Raw genomic sequence first — 18,903 nt, forward strand, 5'->3', positions numbered from 1 at the left:
TTCGTCACCACCATTCTTGTAACGTTTTGTGGTCCTTTTGCGAGATACTGGTAAGTCTCACCCATCCACAAGATGCGGTTGAGCGAATGCCACATACAAGGCTCGGCATAGAGCTACACAGTTTGATCTGACATGAGTGCGACCACGGTCGGGGACACCGGAAGTCACACATACACGCTACGAGCGGCAGATGCGTCTGCCTCGTCGTCGGCTAGTTCATGCTTTTGTTCGGTGGTAGGTGTGCGTCGTCTCGGTACGGGACCGACGAGCTAACGGGAGCTACCATGACGTCCGCGGACAACGCCCAGCGCACCGACGACCATCGCAACATCTCGACCGCATCGGAGCCTTTTCCGCTGTCGCCGGCCCAGGCGAGCCTGTGGTTCGCGCAGAAGCTTGCGCCCGAAGTTCCTCTGACCGTAGCGCAGTACGTCGATGTGCAGGGCGATTTCGATATCGACCTGCTCGAGAGGGTCGGCGCGATCGCCGCCGCCGAGCTGCAGTCCGGTCAGATCAGGCTCGTCGAGATCGACGGCCAGCCCTATCAGGTGATCGATCCCGCGGCGACCGTCAGGACCACCCGCCTCGACTTCCGCGCCGAGGCCGACCCCGTCGCGTCCGCCCTGCAGTGGATGCAGGACGAGATGAAGAACCCCGTCGACCTGGACCGCGATCCGCTGACCGTCAACGTGGTGTTCCGCGTCGAGGATCACCGTTACTTCTGGTACACCCGCATGCACCACATCGCCGGCGACGGTTACGGCGCCGTGACCGCCATGAAGCGCGTGGCCGAGCTCTACACCAACGAATCGGCCGGCGTCGACACCCCCGACAGCAAGGCGGGCGAGCTGTCGGCGCTGTACGCCGCCGAGCGCACGTACCGATCGTCGACGCGCTTCGAGACGGACCGGGAGTTCTGGAAGGACAAGCTCGCCGGCCTGCCCGACTCCTTCGGCCTCGCTGATCGGACGTCGTCGGCCATGCCTTCTCGCCGCCGCATCAACGGCTTCCTCGGCGACGAGGTCGGTGAGCTGCTGACCGCTGCGGAGGCGCGGTTCGAAGCCAGCGCCGCCGCGGTGGTCGCAGCGTCGTTCGCGGCATACCTGCACCGCATCACCGGCCGCCGGGACGTGGTCCTGAGCCTCCCGGTCTCGGTGCGCACCACCGCAGCGCTGCGCCGCTCGGGCGGCATGGTCTCCAACGTCGTCCCGATCCGCATCCACATCACGCCGGAGACGAATCTGGGCGACCTGGTGTCGTCGGTGACGCTCGAGATCACCGGCGCACTGCGCCACCAGAAGTACCGCCACGAGGACATCCGACGCGATCACGGCAGCTCGACGATGCACCGTGGATTCTTCGGGCCGATGGTCAACATCATGCTGTTCGACTGGACCGTGGGTCTGGGAGACCTGGTGGGCCGGTTGCACCTGCTCTCGAGCGGGCCGATCGAAGACCTCACCTTCAACGTCTACAACAGCGGTGGCGGCAACAGCCTCAACATCGACTTCGAGGCCAACCCGGCGCTGTACGACGAGGCGACGCTCGTTGCGCACCATCGCCGCTACATGGCGTTCTTCGAGAACTTCATCGGCCGTGGCGCGCGTACCCGCGTCTCCGGACTCGACGTCATCCTGCCCGACGAATACGAGCAGGTGGTCACGGAGTTCAACGCGACGGACGTCGACGTTCCGCACACCACTCTCACGGATCTGTTCGACGCACAGGTGCGCCGCACTCCGGACGCCGCGGCACTCGAGTTCCGCGGCGAGAGCATCGACTACGCGGAGCTGAAGCGACGTTCGTCGCGCGTGGCACGGGCTCTCATCGCTCGCGGAGTGGGTCCCGACTCGCTGGTCGGCGTCGCGATGCACCGGTCGATCGACCTGGTCGTCGCGCTGTACGCGATCACCGAAGCCGGGGGAGCGTACGTACCTCTCGACCCCGACCATCCTGTCGAGCGGCTCGAGCACGTCCTCGACACCGCTCGCCCGACAGTCGTGCTCACAGTGTCCACGCAGGGCGTCGACCTGCCGGAAACGGCTGTCCGAGTCGACGTCGACACTCTCGACCTGGCCGGCGTCGACAGTTCGCCCGTCACGGACGACGAGCGCACGGGGTCGCTGCGTCCCGAGTCACTGGCCTACGTCATCTTCACCTCGGGGTCCACCGGTCGTCCCAAGGGTGTGGGCGTGTCCCACCAGGCGATCGTCAACCGGCTGCTGTGGATGCAGGACGAGTACGGGCTGCACTCCGGGGACGCGGTCCTGCAGAAGACACCCGCGACGTTCGATGTCTCCGTGTGGGAGTTCTTCTGGCCGTTGCAGGTGGGAGCACGACTCGTCGTCGCCGAACCCGACGGTCACCGTGATCCGCGCTACCTCGCTCGGGTGATCGCCGACGCGGGCATCACCACCGCTCACTTCGTGCCCTCCATGCTCGGCGCCTTCACCGCCGAACTGAAGGCCGCCGGTGCCGGCTCTGTCGAAACGCTGCGGCTCGTGTTCTGCAGCGGCGAGGCCCTCCCTGCGGAAACCGCCTCCGCGTTCCGGGCCCTGACATCGGCTGCGCTGCACAACCTGTACGGGCCGACCGAAGCCGCGGTGGACGTCACCTACCAGCAGGTCACCGACGCCGACCGTGTCACCGTGCCGATCGGTCGCCCGGTCTGGAACACCGCACTCCACATCCTCGACGCCCGCCTCGAACCCGTGCCCGTCGGCACCGCGGGTGAGCTGTACCTCGCGGGTGAGCAACTCGCCCGCGGCTACGTCGGCCGACCCGACCTGACAGCCGACCGCTTCGTCGCATCGCCCCTGGCCGGCGAGGGCAGCCGGATGTACCGCACCGGCGACCTTGCGCGCTGGCGCGCGGACGGAGCCGTGGAATACCTCGGGCGCACCGACTTCCAGGTCAAGATCCGCGGTCTCCGCATCGAACTCGGCGATGTCGAAGCCGCCCTGGTGGCGCATCCGTCCGTGCATCACGCTGTCGCAGTCGCGCACGTCGACGAGCGCGGGGAGACCGCACTCATCGCCTACGTGGCACCCGAGCCGGGTGCCCCGACGGGGTCCGTCGATGTCTCCGACGTCACGTCGACTGTCGGACAACGACTTCCGTCGTACATGGTGCCGTCTTTGCTGATCGTTCTTCCGGAACTTCCCCTCAGCGCCAACGGCAAGGTCGATCGCAAGGCGTTGCCGGAGCCGGTCCGTCGCCAGTCCGACGTGCCGTCGGTGGCCCCGCGTACCGCAGTCGAGCGTCGCATCGCCGACACCATCGCCGAGGTCCTGGACGTGCCCGTGCCAGGAGTCCACGACAGCTTCTTCGACATCGGCGGCAACTCGCTGCTGGCAACGCGCGTCGTCTCCCGGTTGAGCGCCGAACTGGGTGCGGACATCGGCATCAAGGATCTCTTCGAAGCGCCGACCGTCGCACGCCTCGCCGATCGCGTCGCGCACGCACCCGTGTCCACGAACCGTGCGCCCCTGGTGCCGCTTCCGCGTCCCGATCACATCCCCCTGTCGCTGGCCCAGCAGCGCCTGTGGTTCCTCAACCGTTTCGACGCGGCGTCGCCGGCCTACAACATGCCGTTCGCGATCACCCTCGACGGCGACCTGGACACCGCAGCCCTCGAGAGCGCGCTGCGCGACGTCCTGGGTCGCCACGAGACCCTCCGGACGATCTTCCCCGATTCGGCCGACGGACCTCGTCAGCTGGTGCAGGAACCGGCGGACCACGACCTGACGTCCGTGGCAGTCGATCCTGCGGCACTCGGGGATGCGCTGCGCGCGTTCGCATCACGCGGTTTCGACGTCACGCGCGAGCATCCGGTCCGTGTCCGACTGTTCCGCACCTCGGATACCGGCCACACCCTCGCCGTCGTGCTGCATCACATCGCGTCCGACGGCTTCTCCTTCGGCCCTCTGGCCACCGACGTCATGACTGCCTACGCCGCACGCCGCGCCGGGGGCGAGCCGCAGTGGGCCCCCCTCGACGTCCAGTACGCCGACTTCAGCATGTGGCAGCACCAGGTCCTGGGGTCCGAGGACGACCCGACGAGCATCCTGAGCACACAGATCGACTACTGGACGACGCGTCTCGCCGGCCTGCCCGACGTCCTGGATCTGCCCACGGATCGCCCGCGACCCGCGGCACCGTCGTACCTGGGCGGAACCCACGACTTCACCATCGACGCCGACGTGCACACACAGCTGGTCGGACTCGCCACCGACGCCTCGGCCAGCCTGTTCATGGTCGTGCACGCTGCACTCTCGGTACTGCTCGGGCGACTCGCCGATGTCGACGACGTTGCCGTCGGATCGCCGATCGCCGGCCGAGGCGACCGCGCACTGGATCCCCTCGTGGGCATGTTCGTCAACACCCTCGTCCTGCGGTCGACACCGGCGCCGCACGTCCCGTTCACCGATCTGCTCCGCGAGGTCCGCGACAACGACCTCGAGGCGTTCGCCCGCGCCGACGTACCGTTCGAGCGGATCGTCGACGCTGTCGCACCCGAGCGTTCCACGTCGCGCCATCCGTTGTTCCAGGTCGTCCTGTCCTTCGAGAACCTCGAGCCCGTGCGAGTGGAGATGGCCGGACTGGTCGTCGAGGTGGGCGAGATCGCCTCGGACACGGCAAAGTTCGACCTCACCCTGCAACTGTCCGAGCGCACGACCCCGGACGGTCGGCCGGGCGGACTCGACGCGAGGTTCGGGTTCGCCCGCGATCTGTTCGACGCGCGCACGATCGAGTCGATGTCCGGTCGGCTGCTCTCCGTGCTGCACGCCGTCGCCGCCGAACCTGCCACCGCGGTCGGAGACATCGACATCGCCGCATCGACCGACGTGGCGACGATCGTGCCCGGCGCCGCACCGGGACCGACGGCGTCGCTCGCCGACATCCTGGTCTCGGCCGCTCGTCGCGATCCGGCGGCGATCGCCGTCGTGACCGCCGACGCGACCCACACGTACGGCGACATCGACGCCGCGTCCGATCGACTGGCCCACACGCTCGTCGCTCACGGTGCCGGACCGGAGTCGATCGTGCCGATCTGCATCGAACGTTCCGTCGAGTCGATCGTCGCGACCTGGGCAGTGGCCAAGTCCGGAGCAGCGTTCCTCCCCGTCGATCCTCGCTACCCGTCCGACCGCATCAGGGCGATGCTCGACGACGCCGGTTCGACTCTGGGCATCGCGTCGGCCGACGCGGATCTGCCGGGCACGGTGCGGTGGATCGGCGTCGACGGTCATGACGACGCTCCTGTCGTCACACTGCCCGTGCCCGTCCGGCCCGAGAACCCCGCATACCTGATCTTCACCTCCGGCTCGACGGGCCGACCGAAAGCCGTCGTGGTGCCGCATCGCGGCCTCGCCGACTTCGCCCGTGAACAGGTGTCCAGCTACGACCTCGATTCATCTTCGCGCACTTTGCATTTCGCGTCACCCAGCTTCGACGCGTCGGTGCTCGAACTGCTCATGGGGTTCGCCGCCGGGGCGACGGTCGTCGTGGCGGGAACCGACGTCTTCGGTGGCGACGCGCTCACCCGTCTGCTCCGCGATCAGCGGGTGACACACGCGTTCGTCACACCGGCTGCCCTCGAGACCGTCGACTCGTCGGACCTCGCCGATCTCCGTTTCGTCGGTGTCGGCGGCGACGTGTGCCCGCCGGCCCTGGTCGACCGGTGGGCCCCGAATCGTCGGATGCTCAACCTGTACGGCCCGTCGGAGGCCACGGTCGTCGCGACACTCACACCGCCGATGCGTCCCGGTGAGCAGGTCACCATCGGCGCACCGCGCCGCGGCGTGAACGTCCGAGTTCTGGACCGTCGTCTGCGCCCCGTGGTTGCCGGAGCCAGGGGAGAGCTCTATCTCAGCGGCCCGGCGCTGGCCCGCGGCTACCTGGGTCAGCTCGCCCTGACTTCCTCACGCTTCGTCGCCGACCCCTTCGGATCCGACGGCGACCGCATGTACCGCACGGGCGACGTCGTCGTCGCGTCGGCGACCGCGCACGGCACCCATCTGGCGTTCCGCGGGCGCGCCGACGACCAGGTCAAGATTCGTGGTCACCGTATCGAGCTCGCCGAGATCGACGCCACGTTGCAGCGCCATCAGGACGTGGACTTCTCCGTGACCGTGGTGGCCGGGGATTCCGCCGACGCGCACCTCGTCTCCTACGTGACGGTGCAGGGCGCTCCGTCCGTCGCGACGCTGACCGAGCACGTCCGTGCCTCGCTGCCCGCCTACATGGTTCCCTCCGCCGTCGTCGTTCTCGACGACGTTCCGCTCACACGTTCCGGCAAGGTGGATCGCACCGCGCTCCCCACGCCGGCCCTCGATGTGTCGTCGACGTATCGGGAGCCGCGGACGGCAACGGAATTCGCTGTCGCACGCGCGTTCGCCGATGTTCTGGGGGCAGCCCGGATCGGTCTCGACGACAACTTCTTCGAATCGGGCGGCAACTCGCTCATGGCCACCCGCGTCGCGTCCGCACTCGCCGCGTCGCTCGAGCGAGATGTCGAGGTCCGCACCGTCTTCGAGGCTCCGACCGTCGGCGAACTGGCCGCGCGTCTCGATGCCGATACCGGCACCGCTCGTCGGGTGCCCCTGGTCGCGGTCGCACCGATCGACCGTCCGGCCCTGATTCCGTTGTCACTGCCCCAACAGCGCCTGTGGTTCCTGAACCGGTTCGACCCGACCTCGGACGCCTACAACATCTCGTTCTCCGTGACCCTCGACGGGCCGTTGGACATCGACGCGATGCAAGCCGCGCTGACGGACGTCGTGGCCCGCCACGAGACACTGCGCACGGTGTTCCCCGAGAGCCACGACGGCCCGCACCAGGTCGTCCGGGCCCCGGAACCGTTCGATCTGGATCCTGCGCCCACCTCGGCCGGTGCCGTGCAGGACGCCCTGATGTCGTTCGCCCGACGCGGCTTCGACCTCACCGTCGAGACACCGCTGCGCGTGACCCTGCTGTCGGTGTCCGAGACCGAGCACGTCCTCGGCTTCGTGCTGCACCACATCGCCGCCGACGGCTGGTCGCTCGGACCTCTGACACGCGACGTGATGGGTGCGTACTCGGCCCGCACCCGCGGACACGCTCCCGAGTGGACCCCACTTCCGGTGCAGTACACCGACTTCACCCTGTGGCAACGCGCGATGCTGGGTGACGAGACCGACGAGTCCAGCCGCGCCGCAACGGAACTGGCGTTCTGGACCTCGACGCTCGACGACCTGCCCGACGAGTGCACGCTGCCCGGCGACCATGTGCGTCCCGCGATTCCCACGCACACGGCGGGCACCCACGAGTTCGCCGTGGATCCTGCCGTCGTCTCTCGCCTGGCCGAGGTGGCCGACCGTAACGGCAGCACGGTGTTCATGGCGATGCACGCCGTGGTCGCCGTCGTGCTCGCCCGGCTCGCGGACACCCGCGACGTGGTCATCGGAACCCCGATCGCCGGCCGTCGCGACTCGGCTCTCGACGAGCTGGTCGGCATGTTCGTCGGCACGCTCGTTCTCCGGTCGGACGTCTCTCCCGCGGACACCTTCGACGAGGTACTGCGTCGCGTCCGCGGCGTGGACCTGGACGCGTTCGCGCATGCCGATCTGCCGTTCGAGCGCATCGTCGACGCCGTCTCACCGTCCCGTGCGGGTGGTCGACATCCGCTCGTGCAGGTCGTTCTGGCGTTCCAGAGCGACGGCGCCACGTCGGGTTCACTCGACGATCTCACCGTCACCGCCTCCGAGATCGATCTGCAGCGCAGCAAGTTCGACGTCGAGCTCGCCGTCGTCGAGAGCGTGTCCGACGCCGGGGAGCGGTCCTGGCGCTTCCGCGTCACCTACACGCGAGACCTGTACGAGCACAGCACGATCGAGGCTTTCTCCCGTCGTTTCTCGGCGGTGCTGGGTCGCGTGTCGGAGCACCCGGAGTCGGCAGTCGGCGACATCGCCATGCTCTCGCACGACGAGACGGTCGACCTGACACACCGTGTCGGCGACGCTCCCACCGCGGCCGTGTCGCTTCCGGAACTGTGGACCTCGGCGGTGCGCGAGCATCCCGACACCGTGGCCGTGGTGCACGACCGTTCGCACGGAACCGATCCGTCGGCACGACGCGCCCTGACGTACGCGGGACTGGACACGTCCACCTCCCGCCTCGCACGGTTGCTCATCGACCGCGGCGCCGGCCCCGAGTCCGTCGTGGCCATCGCACTCGGCCGCTCGCTCGAGTCCGTCGCAGCGATGATCGCGGTGGCGAAGACCGGTGCGGCGTGGGTCCCCGTGGATCCTCGCTACCCGGCGGATCGAGTTGCGCACATGCTGGCCGACAGCGGCGCCGCCCTCGGCATCACCGTCTCCTCCGATCGTCCCGACGACACGGCGACGCCGGTGGACTGGGTTCTGCTCGACGACGCGGACAGCGTCGCCGACATCGAGAGCCGATCAGCCAACCCCGTCACCGACGACGACAGGATCAGCCCGGTGCGGCTCGATCACCCGGCGTACGTGATCTTCACCTCGGGTTCGACCGGTCGCCCGAAGGGTGTGGCGGTCACTCATCGCGGCCTGTCCAGTTTCGCCGAGGTCCAGCGTCGACGATTCGGCATCACCGAGTCCTCTCGGACGTTGCACTTCGCGTCGCCGAGCTTCGACGCGTCGGTGCTGGAACTGCTGATGGCCCTCGGCGCCGGGTCGACGATGGTCGTCGCTCCCACCGACGTCTACGGCGGTGAGGAGTTCGCCGATCTGGTCGACCGCGAGCAGGTGACCCACGCATTCGTGACACCCGCTGCACTGGCGACCGTCGACGTCGCCCCCGGATCGCTGCCCACCCTCGCAACGGTGGTGGTCGGCGGCGATGCCTGCTCGGCCGATCTGGTGCGACGTTGGTCGGTCGGACGATCCATGTTCAACGGCTACGGGCCCACAGAGGCGACGATCGTCGCCGCGGTCGCCTCGCTGCGTGCCGACGCTCCCGTCACGATCGGCTCACCGATCGACGGTGTGCGGGCGACTGTCCTCGACGCCCGCATGCATCCGGTCCCCGTCGGGGTCACCGGAGAGCTGTACCTCTCGGGAGTCGGGGTGGCGCGGGGCTACCTCGAACGCACCGCGCTCACCTCGAGCCGCTTCGTCGCCGACCCGTTCGGGGCGCCGGGGGAGCGGATGTATCGCACCGGCGACGTGGTCCGCTGGACTGCCGACGGCAGTCTCGACTTCGTCGGGCGCAGTGACACCCAGGTCAAGATCCGAGGGTTCCGCATCGAGCTCGGCGAGATCGACGCTGCTCTGACCAGCGTCGAGAACGTCGGGTTCGCCCACACGATCGTCCACACCGACGAGGCCGGTCAGCGCTCCCTGGCCTCCTACGTCGTTCCGGCGGCCGGCTCCGACATCGACACGGACGCAACGCTCGACGCGGTCCGAGCTGTCCTACCGGCCCACATGGTCCCCGCGTCGCTCACCACACTGGAGTCGATCCCGCTGACCCCGGTCGGCAAGCTCGACGTACGCGCCCTGCCGGTTCCGGCCGTCACCGCGTCCACCACGGTGCACGAGTCGCCCGCAACGGACCTCGAGCGCACCGTCGCCGATGTCGTGTCCGTCGTACTCGGTACCGGTGAGCCGGTCGGCCGCGGCGACAGCTTCTTCGAGCTCGGCGGCAACTCGCTGCTCGCCACTCGGGTGGCATCGCGGCTCGGATCCGAACTGGGAGTTCGTGTCCCGGTCCGCGCTCTCTTCGAGCACACGACGGTGGCCGCGCTCGCTGCGCACATCGGCACGCTGGCCGCATCGGTCGGCCCGATCCTGCAGGCCGGTCCCCGTCCGGATGTCGTGCCGCTCTCCTCGGCGCAGCAGCGTCTGTGGTTCCTCAACCGCTTCGACGCGACATCGGGTGCCTACAACGTTCCGTTCGCCGTCCGACTGACAGGACCGCTGGACGTCGGTGCGCTGGAGATGTCCCTGAACGACCTCGTGGAGCGCCACGAGATCCTGCGCACGGTTTACCCGGATTCGGCTGCCGGTCCGCACCAGGTCGTGCTGTCACCGGACGAGGTGTCGGTACGACTGGACCCGGCCACGATCACCGAGAACGACGTCACCGCCTCGGTCGTCGCGTCCGCTTCGGGGGGATTCGACGTCACGACCGAGGCCCCGCTGCGGGTGCGACTGTTCGAGATCGACGAGGTGACTCACGTACTCGTCGTCACGCTGCACCACATCGCCGCCGACGGATGGTCGTTGGCCCCCCTCGCCGCCGACATGATGACGGCCTACTCCGCACGGACGCAGGGGCACCCGCCGACGGCGGACGCCCTTCCGGTCCAGTACGCCGATTACGCACTATGGCAACGTGATCGACTCGGATCCGACTCCGATCCGACCAGTCTGCTGTCCTCCCAACTGGCCTACTGGACGTCCGCACTGTCCGGCGCGCCGGACCGCATCGACATCCCGACGGATCGCCCAAGACCGGGTACACCGTCCTATCGCGGTGCGACGGCATCCGCTGCCGTCGGCGCGGACACCCATCGCCGACTCCTCGACCTCGCACGGGACGAGAACTCGACGCTGTTCATCGCCGTGCACACCGCACTCGCGATCGTCCTCGGACGCCTTGCCGGTCGATTCGACACCACCGTCGGCACAGCCGTGGCCGGCCGCGGCGAGGAAGCGCTCGATCGACTCGTCGGCATGTTCGTCAACACCCTCGTTCTCCGGACGAGAGTGTCACCCGCGTCCACGCTCGTCGACGCGATGCGTCATGTCCGACGTGTCGACCTCGATGCCTTCGCACACCCGGACGTGCCGTTCGAGCGACTGGTGGACGTCCTGCACCCGCAGCGGACAGCGAGCCACCATCCGCTGTTCCAGGTCATGCTCTCCCTGCGTGACGACATGCCCACGTCCGCCCACATGGGCGACGTGCAGGTCGACGCCGCCGAGGTGGACGTCGCGATCGCCAAGTTCGACATCCAGTTCACGATCACCGATCACCGGACGCACGACCGCGCGCCTGCCGGTCTGACCGTCACGGCCGACTACGCGACGGACCTGTTCGACGCATCGACCGTCGAGGCAATGCTCGAACGTCTCGTCAACGTGCTCGCGGTGCTCGCCACCGAACCGGACCGCACCGTCGGGCGGGTCGAGATGCTGACCACCGCGGAGCGCGCTCGCCTGGTGCCCGTCCACGGCACGGAGACGGACCCCGACCCGAGGTTGTCGCTCGCCGAGATCTTCGAGCGCTCCGCGCACCGGTTCCCGGACCGCGTCGCGGTGGAGTTCGCCGGGTCGTCGATGACCTACGAGGACCTCGACCGCCGGTCCAATGCTCTCGCACGCGCGCTGATACGTCGAGGCGTCGGGCCGGAGACGCTCGTCGCTCTGGGGTCGACGCGGTCGTTCGCGTCCCTGATCGGCGTTCTCGCGGTGGCGAAGGCCGGCGCCGCGTTCCTGCCCGTCGACCCCACGTACCCGGTCGACCGTGTGCAGCACATGCTCACCGACTCGCACGCGGCTCGTGGTCTCACCACACTCGAGCACCGGTCGACGTTCGACGGTGTGGCATCGACACAGTGGATCGTCGTCGACGACGACGAGATCACCACCGAGTTGGCAGGCACGTCGTCGGAACCCCTGGTCCCGGCGGAACTGCTCGGCACCGCGTCCCTGGCGAATCCCGCCTACGTCATCTACACCTCGGGATCGACGGGAGTTCCCAAGGGCGTCGTCGTCACGCACGGCGGCATCTCCAACTTCGCCGGCGAACTGCGGGATCGTTTCGATGTCGATGCCACCTCACGGGTATTGCACTTCGCCACACCGAGTTTCGACGCCGCGGTCATGGACCAGCTCTTCGCCTACGGTTCCGGCGCGACACTGGTCGTGTCCCCGCCCGGGGTGTACGGGGGCCGCGAACTGTCCGAGCTGCTGGGCTCCGAACGGATCACCCACGCATTCGTCACCACCGCGGCGCTGTCCACCGCGGACCCGGCGCGGGCGACGTCGTTGCGCCACATCCTCGTCGGAGGTGAGGCGTGCCCGCCCGAGCTCGTGGAACGGTGGGCACTCGGACGTCGTCTCTACAACGTCTACGGTCCTACCGAGACGACGATCGTCACGACGATCAGTGCACCGATGCAACCGAAGGCACCCGTCACCATCGGCGGACCGATCCGCGGCGTCGCCGCCCAGGTCCTGGACCGTCAGCTCGAACCCGTGCCCTTCGGTGTCGTCGGCGAGCTGTACCTCGCCGGGCCCGAGCTCGCTCGGGGCTATCTCGGCCGCGCCGCTTTGACGTCCGACCGGTTCGTGGCCGATCCGCACGGCAAGCCGGGTGAGCGGATGTACCGCACCGGCGACTTGGTGCGCTGGCGGTTCTCACCGGACGCCGACCCGAGCCTCGTCTACGTGGGCCGCTCCGATCACCAGGTCAAGGTCCGAGGCTTCCGCATCGAACTGGGCGAGATCGACGCCGCGTTCGACGCCCACGACGGCGTCGACTTCTCGACCACGATGGGCCACGTTCTCCCGTCGGGGGACACCGCCCTGGTGTCCTACGTTCTGCGACACAGCCATTCGGCTGTCGACGCCGCGTCGCTGCGTCGACACCTGCAGGAACGACTTCCCGCCTACATGGTCCCGCAGTCGATCACGCTGCTCGACGAGCTGCCGTTGACGGCCGTCGGAAAGCTCGATCGCCGTGCACTGCCGGCCCCGGTCTTCGCCGTGAACGGTGAGCATCGCGAGCCCGTGACGGAGACCGAACGAGCAGTCTGCGCGATCTACCAGGACGTGTTGGGAGCTCACGGAGTCGGACTGGACGACAACTTCTTCGAGCTCGGCGGCACCTCGCTGGTGGGTACGCGCGTCGTCGCGCGGCTCGAGGAGGCACTCGGGGCGACGGTGCCCATGCAGTGGTTGTTCACCGATTCGACACCGGCCGCGCTCGCACAGCGGATCGACGAGAATGCACACCTGTCCGCCGACGAAGTGACCGCGACGGCGACAGGATCACTGGAGATGGTGTTGCCGTTGCGCCCGCAGGGCACCGCGTCACCCGTGTTCTGCATCCACCCCGCATTCGGGCTCTCGTGGAGTTACAGCGGACTCCTGGCGCACGTCGACGCCGATCAACCGGTCTACGGGCTGCAGTCGCCGGTCATCTCGGGTCGCACCGAGGAGTTCGGGACGATGGAGGAGCTGGCTCGGTACTACGTCCGCGAGATCCGGTCGATCCAGCCGCACGGACCGTACAACCTGCTCGGGTGGTCCCTGGGCGGTCTGATCGCGCACGCGATGACCGTCGAACTGCAGAGAGTGGGGGAGAAGGTCGGGACCCTGACGATGCTCGACAGCTACGTGCTGGCCGACGAGTACCTGGAATCGACACCGTCGGTGCGGGACCTCGTCCACGAGTTCACCGGTCACGAGCTTCCCGACGGTGTCGAACTCACGGTGGCCGACGCGGCGGCAGCGCTGGGTGACGAGCGGAGCGGCGCGGCCGCGGCACTGACTGTCGACACCCTCGAGCGCCTGTACGCCGGTTACGTGAACGGGACGACGCTGGCGCACGGGTACGAACCCGGTGTCGCCGAGTGCGATGTCCTCTTCTTCAGTGCCGTCGACGACGAGGTGAACAGAAAGGACCTGCGGCGAACGGCCTCCGCGTGGCGTCGCCACGTGACGGGCGGAATCTTCGACTACGCCGTCCCGTGCTCCCACACGGCGATGACGGACCCCGAAGCCCTCGCCGTCATGGGGCCGGTCGTCGCCCGCCATCTCGGCGGTCGCTGACCGACACACACGAAAGGGCCCCGGAGCATCGGATGCTCCGGGGCCCTTGTCGGCGTAACGGATCTGTCAGACGCCGGCGCCGCGGCGCTTCGCCTTGAGCAGATCCATCCGCTCCTTGAGCAGCTCTTCGAGCTCCTCGACCGAACGACGCTCGAGCAGCATGTCCCAGTGGGTACGCGGAGGCTTGACCTTCTTGGCCTCGGGTGCGGTGCCCTCGAGCAGGGCACCCTCCATGCCGTTGCGGCACAACCAGGTTCCGGGCAGTTCCGCATCGTCGGCGAAGGGAACCTCGAACACCTCGCCGTTGTCGGTGCGGTACTTGGCCATCCGACGGGGTGCGAGATCGTGGTCGCGATCGGTCTCGTAGCTCACCGCTCCGAGTCGACTACCTCGTAATACGCGATCTGCCATGGTGGAGTCCTCTCTCGATCGTGGAACGTATGCGTGTCAGCGTGCACCGAGCTCGACGAACAACACGCTACGAAGAGCATTAACGCACGACGCGGGTGAAACGTTCCCGCACACGAACGGCCTATTCTACCCCGTCCGGCGCTGTCGGTATCGTCACCACCGTGGCGGTCACCGACAGTGCGATACGAGACGGATCTGCACGCTCGCGCCGACCCGGGACCTGCGTCTGGTGTGGCCGCCCCGTCGCCGAGGTCGCCCTCGGTCGGCGACGTCGCTACTGCCGACGGTCCTGCCGACAGCGAGCCTACGAACAGCGCGAATCCGTCAAGGACACGACGATCCCGGCGGACGCGATGATCCTCAGCAACGACGAGGTCGTCGCCGCCGCGGACCGGGCGTTCGGGGTCCGCTGCGCCGCCGAGGACGTGGCTACCGCCGTGGCAGAAGGCGCGAACGCCGAGGAGCTGGCGGAACTGTGCGAACAGCTCGTAACCTTGGCCAAGGACGCCGAGCGACTGCGATGACCCTCCAGGCCGACTAGGCCCGGACCCCCAGATCGGTGGGGTGGTACCCGTCCGGATACCCGGGATAGGTGCGATTACGAGGATCTCGACCGGACCGCGAGACGGTCCGCTTCGGTAGTACCCGCACCAGTCCGGAGCGCATCTGCAAGGCCGCGCGGAGTGTCGAGGTGACAGCGGGGCGTGCCGGCGGGAATCCGAACGCTGCCGTCATGTCGGCGTCGATCATCGAGTGGACGGCGGTGCGGACCACCGGCCCCAGCGGCCTCGGGTACCACGATGCGAGAAGGTCACGGGTGTACTCGCCGACCGCACGGTTGTCGTCGGAGAAGAGGAACTGCTCCCGTTCGTACCGGAGCTTGAACGCGTGGAACTCCTCGTCGGATGTCGGGATGTCCCGGATACCCATACGGATGCCCACCTGGCGGTAGAACTCGACTCCGGCGCGGCGCTCGTTCGGACGCAGTCGGCGCCAGCCGTACCGGTCGATCCAGTCGAGGGGATCGAACGCGAACGTCGACAGCACGTACAGCATGTCGTCGTTCGAGATGTCGTAGCGCGCGTGCATGCGGTTGACCGTGCGGAGCGACGCACGTCCGCGTTCCGAGTCGTACCCGTGCTCCACGAGTTCGCCCATCAGGAGCGCCGTGTCGTCGTACCGTTTCTGCGGGCGCTTCTCGAACTCGCCGGTCCGCCGGAGCAGGTTCGAGATCGTGGGAACACAGTACGTGCGGAAGAGGGCGAACTCGAGCGATCGCTGGTAGTCCCACGGGAATTCACACCCGGCGGTGATCTTCACGATGGTGGGGGCATCGCGCACCGGATCCAGATCGTCGATCACCTGCGCCCACCCGCCGCGCCCCCGTCGGGGCCGCGGGAGGACCGTGGTCATCGGCCGTAGACCTTCGTCAGCAGCAATCGAGCGACTGTGACATCGCGCTTCTTCCGCGTCATCGTCACCAGGCCGAGCGGGGCTGCGAAACGCTGCTTGGTGACCGACTTGACCCTCGAGAATTCGCGGAGTCCGTCGGCGCCGTGGATGCGACCGAACCCGGAGTCGCCGACACCGCCGAACGGAAGTGCTCCCACGGCGGCGAAGCCCAGGACGGAGTTGATCGTGACGACACCGACCCGCAATCGGTCCGCCGCGCGCTCTGCCGCTGCTGCCGACGCCGTGAACACGGAGGCGCCGAGGCCGTACTTCGAGGCGTTGGCCTTCTCGATTCCCTCGTCCAGGTCGCGGATCCGGTTCACCACCACGGTCGGGCCGAACGTCTCCTCGGCGACGGCCGAACTGTCCTCGGGAACGTCGACCAGCACGATCGGGTCGACGAACGGTGCCCTGATCGAGTCGATTCCACCCACCACGGCGCGGCCGCCGCGTGCGAGAGCGTCCTCGACCTGATCGCGCACGATGTCCACCTGCTTCGGCAACGTCATGCGTCCGTACTGCGAGTCGTCCGCGTCGCCGACCCGTAGTCCGCGGACACGGGAGGTGAGGGCCGCCATGAACTTGTCGGCCACCTCGTCGACGACGTAGATGCGCTCGACACCCGCGCAGGTCTGACCCGCATTGCCCATGGCGCCGAACGCCGCGAAGGTGGCCGCCGCCTCGATGTCGGCGGTCGCGTCGACGATGAGCGCGTCCTTGCCCCCACCTTCGACGACGATCGGTGTCAACGTCTCCGCGCATACCGCCATCACCTTCTTGGCCGTCGCCGTCGACCCGGTGAACGCGAGCTTGTCCACGCCGGATCGACACAGCGCCTCGCCGACTCGGCCGTCACCGGTCACCGTCTGCAGCACCTGGTGCGGTGCCGCGAGCGACGCCCACGCGTCGGCAAGCCAGAGTCCGGTGCGGGGAGTCAGCTCGCTGGGCTTGAACACCACCGTGTTGCCGGCGGCCATGGAGTACGCGATCGAGCCCATCGGCGTGTAGACCGGGTAGTTCCACGGGCCGATGACACCGACGACACCCATCGGCTGATAGCGCACGGACGCAGCATGATTGATGCTGACGACACCCGGATACACCGATCGCTCCCGCAGCACACGGCGCGCGTTCTTGGCCGCCCATGTCAGGTGTTCGACCGCGAGCATCACCTCGAGGAGGGCGTCGTCCTTCGGTTTGCCCGTCTCCTCCCGCATCGTGTCGATGAGAGAAGCGGAGGTCCGCGCGATCGTCGATCGGAACTCGAGCAGCCAGCCCTTGCGGTCCGCGTAGTCCAACCGACCCCACCACTGGAACGCATCGCGGGCGCGGGCGACGGCGGCTGTCACCTCCCCGTCGGGCGATGTCTCGGTCGTGCGGTCCGGAGAGTGCTGGACGGTCATCTATATCCCTCGATCGCGCGGGTGTACCACTGTGATCGGTGACACTATGACTCTTCTGCGTCCGTAACAATGACCGAGCCGACCGTGGTCGGTGACTCCTGAGCAACGCGAAGGTGCAGACGGTCGATGTCGACCGGCGCTCCCGACGCTGTCGTCACGGAGACTCGCACCGTGTCGCCACTGTCCTCGTCGACAACCGACAGCGGAGCCGATTCCTGGAGATACGTGTCGCCCCACTGCATCAGGCTCAGGACGATAGGCACCAGATCGTCACCCATATGCGTCAACACGTATTCGTGGCGCGTCCTGCCCTTGTCGGGGCGGTAGGGCCTCTTGACCAGGATTCCGGCCTGGACCAGCTCTTTCAGTCGGGCCGAGGTGATCGCATCGGTGATCCCTACGCGTGCTGCGAAATCGTCGAATCGCGTTGTGCCGTACCAGGCCTCGCGGATGATGAGCATGGTCGACCGCGTGCCGATCACCCCCATCGCGCGACTGATAGAACATCGCTCACCGGTTGCCCAGGCGCTTCTGTCGGCGAGGGGTCCGTCCAAGGTGAGAGCCATGCCACCAGTGTACTGACTTGATAGAACTATAGTCAGCTCGTACAGTCGACCTGTGCGGCATCGGAGCACGCACCGGCAGAGAGCATTCGGAGAATTCTGATGAGAGATGCAGTGATCGTCGAGGCAGTTCGAACCCCGCTGGGCAGGGGCAAGGCGAACGGGGGACTACACGACGTGCACCCCGTGGATCTGATGGCCCACAGCCTGCGCGAGGTGGTGCAGCGCAGCGGGATCGATCCCACCGAGATCGACGACGTGATCGGTGGGGTAGTGACGGCAGTGGGGGAGCAGTCACTGAACATGACTCGCCGCGCCGTCCTCGCCGCCGGTTTCCCCGATTCGGTGCCCGCGACGACCATCGACCGGCAGTGCGGTAGTAGTCAGCAGGCTCTGCACTTCGCCGCTCAGGGAGTCGTCGCAGGAGCGTACGACCTCGCCGTCGCCGCCGGATCCGAGTCGATGAGCCGGGTGCCGATGGGCGCCTCGGTCGTCGGCGCGGAGGACCTGAACGGCACCGCGTTCGACGAGCGCTACCCCGACGGTCTGGTGCCTCAAGGCATCAGCGCGGAATTGATCGCCGCGCGGTGGAGCCTGAGCCGGGCAGAACTGGACGAGTTCGCGCTCGCATCCCACGCCAAGGCGGCAACGGCGAGGGACAGCGGACTGTTCTCGGCAGAGATCAGCCCTGTGGGCGAACTGAAGACGGACGAGGGCATCCGCGTCGGGTCCGACCTCGACTCGATGGCGCGCCTGCGCTCGGCGTTCTTCGATCCCGACATGGCCGTCCGATTCCCGCAGATCGACTGGAACGTCACCGCCGGAAACGCCAGCCAGATCAACGACGGCAGCGCCGCCGTCATGGTGACTACCAGTGACAACGCCCGGCGTCTCGGATTACGACCACGAGCTCGCGTGCACTCCGTCGCCGTCGCCGGCGACGACCCGCTGTACATGCTGACAGCTGTCATCCCGGCCACCCGCAAGGTCCTCGCCCGCGCGAACCTGGGCATCGACGACATCGATCTGTTCGAGGTCAACGAAGCGTTCTCATCCGTCGTCCTGGCCTGGGCGACGGACACCGGTGCCGATCTCGCGAAGGTCAACGTTCACGGCGGTGCCATCGCCCTGGGGCACCCCCTGGGCGCCAGCGGAGCTCGGCTCACGACCACGTTGCTGCACGCTCTGGAAGCCCGCGGTGCCCGGTACGGACTGCAGGTGATGTGTGAAGCAGGCGGCCGCTCGAACGCGATGATCATCGAACGACTCTGA

At 67.8% G+C, this 18,903-nt stretch carries 7 protein-coding genes; 3 read left to right on the forward strand and 4 right to left on the reverse strand.

Annotated elements, in window-relative coordinates; genetic code table 11:
- Positions 1-284: 284 nt before the first annotated feature.
- The gene (locus tag ASG64_RS17550) at positions 285-13,802 is read left to right on the forward strand and encodes a non-ribosomal peptide synthetase (RefSeq protein WP_056074875.1); all 13,518 of its coding nucleotides are present in this window, start codon (positions 285-287) and stop codon (positions 13,800-13,802) included.
- 66 nt (positions 13,803-13,868) lie between these two features.
- On the opposite strand, the gene ASG64_RS17555 is transcribed toward ASG64_RS17550, so the two are convergent.
- Entirely contained in the window at positions 13,869-14,213 is a 345-nt protein-coding gene (locus tag ASG64_RS17555; RefSeq protein ID WP_042575694.1) for an RNA polymerase-binding protein RbpA, read from the reverse strand.
- A 161-nt stretch (positions 14,214-14,374) separates the two neighbouring features.
- Between ASG64_RS17555 and ASG64_RS17560 the strand changes: the two genes are divergently transcribed.
- A complete protein-coding gene (locus tag ASG64_RS17560) occupies positions 14,375-14,737 on the forward strand; it encodes a hypothetical protein (protein WP_231568752.1) in 363 nt (120 codons plus the stop codon).
- Positions 14,738-14,750: 13 nt separating this feature from the next.
- Here the strand turns inward: ASG64_RS17560 and ASG64_RS17565 are convergent, their stop codons facing one another.
- From ASG64_RS17565 to ASG64_RS17575, 3 genes are read right to left on the reverse strand one after another with little or no spacing between them, the layout of a single operon-like run.
- Positions 14,751-15,626, reverse strand: coding sequence for an oxygenase MpaB family protein (locus ASG64_RS17565; protein ID WP_056074877.1), 876 nt, complete (start codon positions 15,624-15,626; stop codon positions 14,751-14,753).
- Positions 15,623-17,068 carry an aldehyde dehydrogenase family protein gene (locus ASG64_RS17570; RefSeq protein WP_056074879.1) on the reverse strand — a complete coding sequence of 482 codons (1,446 nt, stop codon included), beginning with the start codon at positions 17,066-17,068 and terminating at the stop codon, positions 15,623-15,625. Before ASG64_RS17570 ends, ASG64_RS17565 begins: the two co-directional genes overlap by 4 nt.
- Before the next feature lie 44 nt (positions 17,069-17,112).
- Positions 17,113-17,634 carry a winged helix-turn-helix transcriptional regulator gene (locus ASG64_RS17575; RefSeq protein ID WP_056074881.1) on the reverse strand — a complete coding sequence of 174 codons (522 nt, stop codon included), beginning with the start codon at positions 17,632-17,634 and terminating at the stop codon, positions 17,113-17,115.
- A gap of 99 nt (positions 17,635-17,733) precedes the next feature.
- Here ASG64_RS17575 and ASG64_RS17580 point away from each other — a divergent pair, with 99 nt between their 5' ends.
- Complete coding sequence (locus ASG64_RS17580) at positions 17,734-18,903, forward strand: thiolase family protein (RefSeq protein ID WP_056074883.1); 1,170 nt, start codon at positions 17,734-17,736, stop codon at positions 18,901-18,903.

Origin of the sequence: Rhodococcus sp. Leaf247, from assembly GCF_001426185.1 — a bacterium.
In the GTDB taxonomy this organism is placed as follows: Bacteria; Actinomycetota; Actinomycetes; order Mycobacteriales; family Mycobacteriaceae; genus Rhodococcoides.